Annotated in this window: 6 protein-coding genes and 1 pseudogene; 2 read left to right on the forward strand and 5 right to left on the reverse strand. The window is 69.2% G+C overall.

Annotation, left to right across the window (positions count from 1 at the left end):
- Positions 1 to 104 precede the first annotated feature (104 nt).
- On the forward strand, positions 105 to 485 hold the full coding sequence (locus V3B41_RS05530) for a YbjQ family protein (protein WP_049426729.1): 381 nt from the start codon (positions 105 to 107) through the stop codon (positions 483 to 485).
- A gap of 60 nt (positions 486 to 545) precedes the next feature.
- Here V3B41_RS05530 and V3B41_RS05535 read toward each other — a convergent pair whose 3' ends face one another.
- Positions 546 to 3,266, reverse strand: a complete 2,721-nt coding sequence (locus V3B41_RS05535) for a bifunctional acetate--CoA ligase family protein/GNAT family N-acetyltransferase (protein WP_049426730.1) — start codon at positions 3,264 to 3,266, stop codon at positions 546 to 548.
- Between the two features lie 141 nt (positions 3,267 to 3,407).
- A pseudogene (mgtE, locus tag V3B41_RS05540) lies at positions 3,408 to 4,754 on the reverse strand (magnesium transporter); the annotation flags it as partial.
- Positions 4,755 to 5,098: 344 nt separating this feature from the next.
- Here mgtE and V3B41_RS05545 point away from each other — a divergent pair.
- Positions 5,099 to 6,877 carry a monovalent cation:proton antiporter-2 (CPA2) family protein gene (locus V3B41_RS05545; protein ID WP_049431716.1) on the forward strand — a complete coding sequence of 593 codons (1,779 nt, stop codon included), beginning with the start codon at positions 5,099 to 5,101 and terminating at the stop codon, positions 6,875 to 6,877.
- Positions 6,878 to 6,972: 95 nt separating this feature from the next.
- Here the strand turns inward: V3B41_RS05545 and V3B41_RS05550 are convergent, their stop codons facing one another.
- The 3 genes from V3B41_RS05550 to V3B41_RS05560 all read right to left on the reverse strand — a co-directional run bounded on the left by V3B41_RS05550 (position 6,973) and on the right by V3B41_RS05560 (position 11,165).
- Positions 6,973 to 10,311, reverse strand: a complete 3,339-nt coding sequence (locus V3B41_RS05550) for an ankyrin repeat domain-containing protein (protein WP_329860365.1) — start codon at positions 10,309 to 10,311, stop codon at positions 6,973 to 6,975.
- Entirely contained in the window at positions 10,304 to 10,564 is a 261-nt protein-coding gene (locus V3B41_RS05555; RefSeq protein WP_049431711.1) for a YcgL domain-containing protein, read from the reverse strand. The genes V3B41_RS05550 and V3B41_RS05555 overlap by 8 nt, the downstream gene beginning before the upstream one ends.
- A gap of 160 nt (positions 10,565 to 10,724) precedes the next feature.
- On the reverse strand, positions 10,725 to 11,165 hold the full coding sequence (locus tag V3B41_RS05560) for a hypothetical protein (protein ID WP_049431708.1): 441 nt from the start codon (positions 11,163 to 11,165) through the stop codon (positions 10,725 to 10,727).
- Between the last annotated feature and the right edge of the window lie 38 nt (positions 11,166 to 11,203).

Raw genomic sequence — 11,203 nt, forward strand, 5'->3', positions numbered from 1 at the left:
CGCCCCGGGGGGGGGGGGGGTGGCGGCCCCCCCCCCCCCCCCCGGCCCCCCCCCCCCCCCCCCCCCCCCCCGACTCTACATAAGGCAGCGACAAGGATGCGACCATGGCAGACCCCTACAACAGCGGCAACCCGACGACCTCACTGGCACGTTTCGACGATTCACTGGTCACCACCGCCTTCGAGCTTCCCGGCCACCGGGTCGTGCGCAACCTCGGCGTGGTACGCGGCATCACCGTGCGCTCGCGCTCGATCGTCGGCAATTTCCTCGGTGGCATCCAGACCCTGTTCGGCGGCAACATCACCATCTACACCGAACTGTGCGAACAGGCGCGCGAGGAAACCTACCGCGACATGGTCAAGCACGCGCGACAGTTGGGCGCCAACGCGATCATCGGCATGCGCTACGACGCCACCGATGTGATGACCGGGCTGACCGAGGTGCTGTGCTACGGCACGGCCGTGGTGGTGGAGCCGGTGCGTTGATGCTGTAGAGCCGAGCCCATGCTCGGCTCAGGCGCAAGACAGCCGAGCGTGGGCTCGGCTCTACAGAGGGGTCTCAGGCACTTCGACCTGCTGCACCGGCAGGGTCACCATCATCACCGTCGGGTCGTCCGGGTCGAGCCTGGTCTTGAAGCCCAGGCTCTGGCACATCGCCAGCATGGTGCTGTTCTCGCGCAGCACCTGGCCCTCGACCACATCCAGGCCCAGCCACTTGGCGTACTCGATCATGATCGCCATCAGCCGCCAGCCGATGCCGTGGCCCTTCAGGTCCGAGCGGATCAGGATGCCGTACTCGCCGCGGTGGTAATCGGCATCGGCGTGCAGGCGTACCGCGCCGAGCATTTCGCCACTGCGCGGTTCGATCGCCACCAGTGCGATCGAGCGCGCATAGTCCAGCTGGGTCAGGCGCGCGATGAATTCGTGGCTGAAGTGCTTCACCGACTGGAAGAAGCGCAGGCGCAGGTCTTCGTCGCTGACCCGGGCGAAGAACGCACGGAACAGTGCATCGTCTTCCGGTCGCACCGGCCGCACGAACGCACGGCCGCCATCGGACAGTTCGATGGTGCGCTCCCACTCCTTCGGATACGGGAATACCGAGAAGCGCGGATGGCCACGTCCCTTGTGCAGGATGCGCGACGGTGCCACCGCCACGCGTGCGTCGAGGGCAAGAATGCCCTTGCTGTCGACCAGCAGCGGATTGATGTCCAGCGTGCGCACTTCGGGAATGTCGGCGGCCAGCTGTGCCAGCTTAACCAGTGCAAGGGCCAGCGCGCGCTCGTCGGCAGCCGGTACATCGCCGTAGGCCTTGAGGATGCGCGAGGCCCGGGTCTGTCCGATCAGTTCATGGGCCAGGCGCAGATCGAGTGGCGGCAACGCCAGCGCCTTGTCGTTGATTACTTCTACTGCAGTACCGCCACGACCGACCACGATCACCGGGCCGAACGTTGCGTCATCGGCAATGCCGACAATCAGTTCACGCGCCTTCGGGCGAACAATGGTCGGCTGCACCAGCAGGCCATCGATGCGCGCGTCTGGTCGCAGCTGCCGCGCACGCGAGAGGATCGCGTTGGCCGCGCTCTGCACTGCCGGAAGCGTCGCAAGGTTCAGGCGCACGCCATCGACTTCCGACTTGTGCGGAATGTCCGGCGACAGAATCTTCAGCGCCACGCTGGCACCACGCTCCAGCAGCGGCTGTGCCAGGTCCATCGCCTCGTGCGCATCGCGCGCGTGCATCACCGGCGCGGAGGGAATGCCGTAGGCCTTGAGCAATTCGTGGGTAGCCAACGGATCCAGCCACTGCTGGCCGTTGGCCAATGCCGCATCGACCAGCGCGCGTGCGGCCACCGCGTCGACACTGAAGTCCTGCGGCAGGCTGGGAGGTGTTTCCATCAGCGCGTTCTGCGCCTCGCGGTAGCGCACCAGATGCTGGAAGCCACGCACGGCTTCGGCCTCGGTCGGATAGGTCGGCACCCGTGCCGCGTTGAGCGTGGCGGTGGCCTGGTCGTCGTTGCCCAGCCACACCGCGAATACCGGCTTGTCGCGGTGATGGCGTGGGCGCAGGCCGAGCGTGCGGGTAAGTGCCTGTGCGGCGTCTGCGGATGAAGTGAATGCGGTCGGCACGTTGACCACCATCACCGCATCATTCTCGTTGTCGGCCAGCAGCGCATCGATGGCGGCGGCATAGCGCTCACCATCGGCGTCGACCACGATGTCGACCGGATTGCTGCGCGACCAGCCCTGCGGCAGCACGGCGTCGAGCTTTTCGACCGTGCTGTCGGACAGGTTGGCCAGCGTCCCACGCAATGCGACCAGCTGGTCCACGGCAAGGCGGCCGACACCGCCACCATTGCTGAGAATCGCCAGGCGACGACCGGGGAACGTCCCCAACCGCCCCAGCGATTCGGCGGCGGTGAACAGTTCGTCCAGCGCGCCCACGCGCAGCAGGCCGGCACGGTTGAACGCGGCGCCGTACACGTCGTCGGCGCGGGCCAGTGCCTGTACATGGGTATCACGACTGCCCGGCTGCACGCGTTCGGCGCGACCGGATTTCACCACCACCACCGGCTTGGCACGCGCGGCGGCACGTGCGGCCGACATGAACTTGCGCGCATCCTTGATCTGCTCGACATAGAGCAGGATGGCGCGGGTGCGGTAGTCGGTGGCGAAGTAGTCGAGCAGGTCGCCGAAGTCGACGTCCATCGTGTCGCCCAGCGACACCACGGCGGAGAAACCCACCGAACGGGCCACGCCCCACTCCACCAGCGCCGCGGCAATGGCGGAAGATTCGGAGATCAATGCGAGATCGCCGGCCTGCGGGAAATGCGCGGCGATGCTGGCATTGAGCCGCGCGTGCGGCGCGATCACGCCCAGGCAATGCGGGCCGAGGATGCGCAGGCCATGCTTGCGTGCCACCGCTTCCACCTGCGCCGACAGCGAGCCCGGGCCTTCACCCAGATGCGCGGTGAGGATGATCGCCGCCTGCACGCCGCGTTCGGCGGCGGTGCGCACCACCTGCGGCACGATCGCCGCCGGTGCGGTGATCACCACCAGGTCCGGCACCCAGTCCACGTCCTTCAGCCGCTTGACCGTGCGGATGCCATCGATCTCGGCATGCCGCGGGTTGATCCACGCCACCTTGCCGGGGAAGCCGGTGCCGCGCAGGTTGCGCATCACCGCGCGGCCAGCCGAGCGCTCGCGCGGGCTGCCGCCGATCACCGCGACCGACTGCGGACGGAACACGGACTGCAGGTGGTAGGTACTCATGCGCCTACGGTAACCAAATTCCAGGGCGATGGGGTCAGATCCCTTTCCTCAGGAAAGGGATCTGACCCCCGCGTGACCGTGGCGCGGGGCCCCCCAGGGGGGGACCGACCCGAGCACGTACAGCAGGGGGGCGGGGAGGGGGATCGCGGCGATACTGAAATAGATCACCAGGCCGGTCACGTCCACCAGGGTAGCCACGAACGGGGCCGAGGCACTGGCCGGGTCGAAGCCGAGGCGCTTGAGGATGAACGGCAGCATCGAACCGGACAGCGAGCCGAAGGTGACGATGCCGACCAGCGCCGCGCCGATGGTGATCGCCAGCAGGATCCAGTGCTCGCCATAATCATGCAGGCCGCCGAGCTGCCAGATCACGATGCGCACGATCGCCAGGCAGCCGAGGATGGCGCCCAGCACCATGCCGGTGGGGATCTCGCGGATGGCCACCTTCCACCAGTCGCGCAGGCGAAGTTCGCGCAGCGCCAGGCTGCGGATCAGCAGCGAGGTGGCCTGCGAGCCGGAGTTGCCGCCGGAACTCATGATCAGCGGAATGAACAGGGTCAGCACCACCGCGCGCGCCAGTTCGTCCTCGTAGTGCTGCATCGCGCTGGCGGTCAGCATCTCGCCCAGGAACAGCACGCTCAACCAGCCGGCGCGCTTGCGCAGCATCTCGAAGAAGCCGATCTGCATGTACGGCTTGTCCAGCGCTTCCATGCCGCCGAACTTGTGCGCGTCCTCGGTGGATTCCTCGATCAGCGCATCCAGTACGTCATCGACGGTGACGATGCCAAGCATCTGCTGCTGCGCATCGACCACCGGGATCGCCAGCAGGTCGTGGCGACGGATCAGCCGTGCCACTTCTTCCTGGTCCAACAGCGCGTCCACCGTGACCGGCGGATTGACCTGGGCCACGTCCAGGATCGACTCCTCCGGCAGGCCGGTGATCAACCGGCGCATGGTCACCACCTGCTGCAGCTGCTGGGTGGCCGGGTCCAGCACGTAGATCGCGTACACCGTCTCGCGGGTGCGCTCGACCTGGCGGATGTGCTGCAGGGTCTGCGCAACGGTCCAGCTGGCGGGCACGGCCACGTACTCGGTGGTCATCAGCGCACCGGCGGTGTTCGGCGGATAGCTGAGCAGCTTCTGGATGGTCTGGCGGGCATCGGTACCGAGCAGCGGGATCAGCCGTGCGCGTTCTTCTTCGTCCAGCTCGTGGACGATGTCGGTGGCCCGGTCATCAGCCATCAGCCCGAGCAGTGCGGCGGCGCGGGCCGGCGGCAATGCGGCCACCAGCTCGCCGCTGCGGTGCAGCTCCGGCGCTTCCAGCATCTTGACCGCACGCGGCAACGGCAGCGCAGCCAGCGTTTCCGCGGCGCGCACCAGTTCCAGCGTGTTGAGGAATTCCACCGCGTCGGCGGTGTTGTAGTTCGCCAGCGGCGCGGCCAGGGCGGCGGCATCGGCCACCGGGCGCAGCAATTGCTTCTGGTTCATCGGGTTTGCCTTGTGGGGTGCGACCTCGCGCAACGCCAACGCAGGCAAACCGTCCCGATGTCAGGCGGTGGCCATCGCTGGCGTCGAACGAGGTCGACTTCTACTGTCGCTGGACATGGGTTGGGGACTCCGGGATGCGTGTACTGGCGGACGCGCCGCCAGCGGCGGGCAGTCTGGACCCGTGGGCCATGCAGGTCAACCCGGTCCCGCAACGGCAGCACCCTGCCCCGCAGGTTGTTCTCGTGCGTACACAGACCGGCGCGCATAATGGCGCGGTGGTGTTCGCCACGCTTTCTCCACCCGAACGGACGCACAGCGGGCTCCCCCGATGACCAGGTATTCCCATGCATAGCGGTGGTCTGGAACTGGCCCTGGTGCTGCTGCTGGCGGCGGTCATCGCCGTGCCGGTGTTCAAGAAATTCGGCTTCGGCGCGGTGCTGGGCTATCTGGCGGCCGGCGTGGTGCTGGGCCCGGACGGGCTGGGCTTCGTGCAGGACGCCGACCGCATCCTTGGCGCCGCCGAGATCGGCGTGGTGATGCTGCTGTTCGTGATCGGACTGGAGCTGTCGCCGGCACGCCTGAAGGTGATGCGGCGCTCGGTGTTCGGTGCCGGTGCGGCGCAGGTGGCGCTGTCCGGGCTGGTGCTGGGCGGCCTGCTGCTGCTCGACCACTTCCAGTGGAAGAGCGCGCTGGTGGTGGGCGTGGCACTGGCGCTGTCATCCACGGCGGTGGGCCTGCAGCTGCTGTCCGAGCACAAGGCGATCAACAGCGACCACGGCCGGTTGGGCTTTGCCATCCTGCTGTTCCAGGACCTGATCGCGATCCCGCTGCTGGCGGCCATTCCGCTGCTGGGCGGGGTCAAGAATGAAACCCTGCGCTGGGAAGATGCGGCCGTCGCGCTGGGTGCGCTGGCGGTGGTGATCCTGTGCGGGCGGCCGGTGCTGCGCCGGGTGTTCAGCACCATTGCCCGCACCCGCAGCCCGGAAGTGTTCACCGCCACCGCGTTGCTGGTGGTGCTGGGCACCGCCTGGTTCATGCAGGAAGCCGGCCTCAGCCCCAGCCTCGGTGCCTTCCTGGCCGGCGTGCTGCTGTCCGACTCGGAGTTCCGGCACGAACTGGAATCGCAGATCGAACCATTCAAGGGCCTGCTGCTCGGCCTGTTCTTCATCGCGGTGGGCATGGGCATCGACCTGGACCGCATTGCCGCCGAGCCCTGGCTGATCGCCGCGGGTGTCGGCATCCTGCTGGTGGTCAAGTTCAGCCTGCTGTACGCGGTTGGCCGCGTCGCCCGGCTCAGCCCGCGGCAATCGCTGCTGCTGGGCAGCGTGCTGTGGCTGGGCGGCGAGTTCGCCTTCGTGGTGTTCAACGAGGCGCAGCGCGCGCACCTGCTGGGCAACGCCAACCACGACCGGCTGGTGGCGATCGTCGGCCTGTCGATGGCGATCACGCCGCTGTTGATGATTGCGCTGTTGAAACTGCTCGGCCAGGAGAAAGCCGCGCCGCGCGAGCCGGCCGACGCCGACAAGGTGGCACCGGACAACCGGCCGAAGGTACTGATCGCAGGCATGGGCCGCTTCGGCCAGGTGATCGCGCGCCTGCTGACCGCGCAGAAGGTACCGTTCGTGGCGCTGGAGGCGAACCCGGATACCGTGGCCGACCTGCGCCGCTTCGGCAACCAGCTGTATTACGGCGACCCGACCCGGCCGGAGATGCTGCGCGCGGCCGGCGGCGAGCACATCGATGTGTTCGTGATCACCGTGGATGACCCGGAAACCAACCTGCGCGCGGTGCGCATGGTGCGCCGGCTGTATCCGGACGCGACGGTGCTGGCGCGTGCGCGCAACCGCCAGCATGCGTGGCGGTTGATGGACATGTCGGCCGAGCCGTTCCGCGAGGTGTTCGGCACCAGCCTGGAGATGAGCGGCCGCGTGCTGACCGCGCTGGGCATTGCGCCGAACGTGGCCGAGCGCCACGTGCAGCGTTTCCGCGAGCACGACGAACAGCTGCTGCGCGACCAGTACCTGGTCTACGACGACGAGGCGGCGGTGATCCAGACCTCGCGCGATGCGCGCAACGACCTGATGCACCTGTTCGAGGCCGACGCGGAAAGCGACGACAAGTAGGCGTGCCGGCCAGCGGCCGGCGCCCTCCCGAGACCGGATCCCAAAGTCTTGGGGTCAGAGCCCTTTCCGTTGGAAAGGGATCCGACCCCGGATCCTCAGCCGTTGTCGCGCAGGAACCGCGCCATCGACGAAACACCCGGCACGCGCGGTTCGAACTCGCCGGCCACGTCGATGAAGCCGCGCATCACCGCGATCTCGCGCGGGCTGCGGTTGAGGCTGTCGCGCACTTCCGGATCGGCGCCAGCGCGCAGCAGGCGCTGCACCAGCAGCGGCAGGCCATGCAGCGCCGCCAGGTGCAGTGGACCGAAGCCGCGCGGGTCGCGCACGTCCAGGCTCACGTCTTCGTCCAGCAGGCGTTCCACCGCGGCCATCACCACCTGCTCGTCGCAGGCGGTCCCGGGCTCGGCGCGGGCGCCCAGCAGCAGCAGCAGCGGCGTGACCGAACCGGCCGCGGCCTGGTCCGGTTCGGCACCGGCCAGCAGCAGGGTGTCGAGCAGCGCGAGCAGGCGTGAGCGGTCGCGGGCACTGAAGCCATACAGCGCGGCACAGTGCAGTGGGCCCAGCTGCTGGGCGTCACCGGCGTGCACATCGGCACCCGCGGTGAGCAGGCGCGCAACGATGTCCGGCAGGCCCAGCGCCGAGGCCAGCATCAGCACGGTCACGCCGCCCGGCAGGCGGTGTTCCAGCTTGGCGCCGGCGTCGAGCAGGGCCGAAACGATATCCACCTGGCGCATGCTGACCGCCGCCGACAGCGGCGTGGCACCGCTGGCCGCCGCGTGCTGCGGATCAGCGCCACGCGCCAGCAGCAGGTCGGTCACCGCCAGATGGCCGCCACCGGCGGCGCGCAGCAGCGCGGTGCAGCCCTGTGCATCGACCGCATCAACGGCAAAGCCCAGATCGATCAGGCGGCGCACCGCATCGACGTCACCGGCCATTGCGGCGGCCGGCAGATCGGCCTCGCGCAGGGTGCGGCGCGGCAACGGCCACACCCGCCAGTCCAGCCAGTCGGCCAGATCGCGGCGGCCAATCGACAGCGCCACGCCCAGCGGCGTCTGGCCATCGGCGGCGCGGGCTTCCGGCGAGGCGCCGTGCTGCACCAGCAGCTTCAGCGCACCTTCGCGGGCCAGCGCAGTGGCCAGATGCAATGCGGTCATGCCGTGGCTGTCGCGCGCTTCGCGATCCACGCCCGCCTTCAGCAGGGCCTGCTGCAGGCGCAGCCAGCCCAGGCGCACCGCCAGCGAAAGCGGCGGATCACCGGCCGGCGAAGCTGCGAACGGATCGGCGCCACGCTCCAGCAGTTCCAGCGCCAGCTGTTCCAGGCCGCGCGCCGCCTGGTCGTGCTGGGCGCAGGCGGCAAGGAAGCGCGCCAGGCCGCCACGGCCGGCCGGCGACAGGCCACGCTGCAACATCACCTGCAGCGCCGGCACCGCATCGATGCCGCGCGACAGCAGGGCGAACATCGGCGTATCGGAACAGGCGTCGCGCACGTAGGGATCGGCGCCGTGGCCCAGCAGCCAATCAACCGCGCGCGGCTCCAGCGCCAGTTCCGGATCGAGCAGCAGGCCACCCAGTTCTTCCGGCTGGCACAGCTTGGCCAGCGCGGCCATGCCTTCGGTGTTGCCGAAGCCCAGCGCTTCGCGCAGCAGGGTCAGCGGCGGGCGGTCCGGCAGCAGGCCACTGGCACCGGCGGCTTCGCCACGCTCGGCCAGGCCGTCACTGACCGCGGCCGGCAACGGATAGGAGGGATCCAGCAGCGCGACGATCGCCCAGCGGCCGGCTTCGGCAGCGTAGTCCACCGCGCGGCGACCGACCGGATCGGTCGCGTCGGCGGCGATGCCCAGCTCCACCAGGCGCTTGATCAGCAACGGCGAGACATCCTCGGCCATCACCGCCAGCTGCACCGCGTTGCGGCCTTCGCCGTCAACGGCAACCAGGTCCGGCTTGTGCGGCAGCAGGTGTTCGACCACCGCGGCACGCCCGGCACGGGCGGCTTCCAGCCAGGGCGTGCGCCCCAGTGCATCGCGCGCTTCCAGGTTGGCACCGGCGGCCAACAGCACGCCGATGATCTCCACATGCCCGGCCAGCGCCGCCTCGTGCAGCGCGCTGCGGCGCTGGCGGTCGCGGGCGTCGGCACGTGCCTTGTGCTTGAGCAGCAGCTGCACGCCAGCCGGATCGTCGTCTTCGGTGGCAGCGGCGGCCAGCAGCACCGGGGTGCCCTCTGCCGGTTCGCTGCGTGCACCGCGTTCGAGCAGGAAGCGGGCCAGGCGCCAGTTGCCAACCTGGCAGGCCACCGCCAGCGGCGACCAGCCATCGCGGTTCAGCGCGTCGACTTCGGCGGCGGCATCGCGCAGCAGCGCGGCCACACCCGGGTCGGAACTGCGCGCGGCATGGTGCAGCGGCGTATTGCCATCGCTGTCGGTAGCACGCGAGTCGGCACCGTTGGCGAGCAGGGTCATCACCGCTTCGGGGCGGCCATGCCAGCTGTCACGCGTGGCGGCCAGCAACGGCGTCATGCCGCGGTGCGGCGCGTTCACGTCAACGCCGCGGGCGATCAGTTCGCGCAGCAGGCGCAGGTCCGGCAACACCGCGGCCAGCACTGCCAGGCTGCGCTGGTCGCGCCAGTTCGGGTCGGGCAGCGCATACGGATCGGCGCCGGCCTGCAGCAGCTGCAGGCCACGGTCGATGCGGCCATGGCGGGCGGCTTCATACAGTGCCGGGGTCAGCTCCTGCGGTGCCATCGCCTCCAGCGGCGCGGTCTCGGCCGCGGCGGCGAACATCGGTTCGTGTGCGTGGCTGGACGTCGCCAATGGGCTGGAGCGCAACGCCACCAGCGGTGCCGGCTTGACCCGCTGCAGCAGCAGATGCAGCAGCGGTGACAGCAGCACCACCGCCAGCGCGGTGGGCCAGCGTGCGCTTTCCGGCAGCAGGCCCGGCCAGGCGGGCAGCACCACCAGCGCGGCAAGCGCGATCACCAGCGCGGCCACGCCAAGACCGCGCCAGGCGGTCAGGTCGCGACCGGCCAGCGCCTGCCAATGGTGGGCCAGGCTGCCATCAAGCCGTTCGACATCGTTCCACAACGGCCAGGTGCGCCAGGCCGCGAGCAGGCCGGCACTGACCAGCACGCTCAGGCCCAGCACCGCCGCAAGGCTGCCGCTGTCACGCAGTGCGGCCAGCGGCCAGGCCAGCAGCAGCGCCAGCAACACCGGCGCCGCCGACCACAACGCCAGCAGCGCCGGCAGGTCCTGGCGTGCAACCACCTTCAACGGCAGCAGCGCGCGGCTGCGCCGCCACCACGACACGCCCAGCGCGAACACCGGTTGTGCCAATGCGGCAAGGACGGCACCGGCAACGCCGCCCACGGCAGCGCCCAGCGCCAGCAGGGCGCCGGCAGCGAAGGCGATCGACAGGGCGCGCGGACGGGAGGCGTCAGTCATAGTGGCGCGGCATCAGGCTGGCCACCGACGGCGGCACCTGCAGGTAGAACCCGCGCTCGCTCATTTCACTGCGAACCTTGTCCGGGTCGGCCTGGGCCAGGCGGCGCTGGGCATCCAGAGCCACGTCCAGGACGAAAGTGAGCGCACCCAGCGAGGTGAGCAGCGGCGCAGGCAGCGCGCTGAAATCATCGCGTCGGGGAACGTAGACGTAGGTGTCAGGCTTGAGTTGGCTTTTATAGACGTAGGCGTGCATGTCCGCGGGACGATAACCCGGGAAGAGCCATGATTGTGTCGGAAAGCCGACACCGGGGAAAGCCGTCAGCCGACGATGGCGGCGGGATCAACGGCGTTTCCCCGACGGGGTTCAGCAATGTGGCGGCGGCGTTCAGGCAACGCCACCGCCCTGCGGTCGCTTACTTGACCTTGGCGTAGGTGCCCTTCAGCGCCACGCCGGCGACGAAGGTACCGGCCCAGCACTCGTAGTTGGTGCTGCTCTTGAACTCGTTCTTCTTGTAGTAGCTGACGATGTCCACCACCGCGTTTGCACCGCGCGACCTGGCGCCATCCTGCAGCGCGCGCAGCGCCGACAGCGCGACCCAGCGGCAGGCTTCGGCGTCGCTCTTGTTGGCGGCATTGGTCTTCTTGTTGGTCACGTCTTCGCCCAGGCGCTGCTGCACGCCGACCGGCTGGCCGGCCAGGTAGAAGCGCACGCTGCCGTCAATGCCGGCGTCCCTGGCGGCCTGCGAGCTGACCAGCTCCTGCAGGGACTGCTCGAGGCGGGTATCGCGGGCGGAAGCGGTGGAGGTCAGGGCCAGCAGTGCGGTGGCCGTGGCGATCATCAGGGTGCGGCGCATCGGAACATCTCCTTGTCGAGGGTGCGGGTGGGTTGCGG

Origin of the sequence: Stenotrophomonas sp. SMYL89 (genome assembly GCF_036319985.1) — a bacterium.
GTDB classification, from domain to species: Bacteria; Pseudomonadota; Gammaproteobacteria; order Xanthomonadales; family Xanthomonadaceae; genus Stenotrophomonas; species Stenotrophomonas maltophilia_Q.

Bases quoted from the DNA above. Each gene is read 5' to 3' on its own strand.
- V3B41_RS05545 (WP_049431716.1), top strand. From the start codon at position 5,099: ATGCATAGCGGTGGTCTGGAACTGGCCCTGGTGCTGCTGCTGGCGGCG.
- V3B41_RS05530 (WP_049426729.1), top strand. From the start codon at position 105: ATGGCAGACCCCTACAACAGCGGCAACCCGACGACCTCACTGGCACGT.
- V3B41_RS05535 (WP_049426730.1), bottom strand. From the start codon at position 3,266: ATGAGTACCTACCACCTGCAGTCCGTGTTCCGTCCGCAGTCGGTCGCG.
- V3B41_RS05560 (WP_049431708.1), bottom strand. From the start codon at position 11,165: ATGCGCCGCACCCTGATGATCGCCACGGCCACCGCACTGCTGGCCCTG.
- V3B41_RS05550 (WP_329860365.1), bottom strand. From the start codon at position 10,311: ATGACTGACGCCTCCCGTCCGCGCGCCCTGTCGATCGCCTTCGCTGCC.
- V3B41_RS05555 (WP_049431711.1), bottom strand. From the start codon at position 10,564: ATGCACGCCTACGTCTATAAAAGCCAACTCAAGCCTGACACCTACGTC.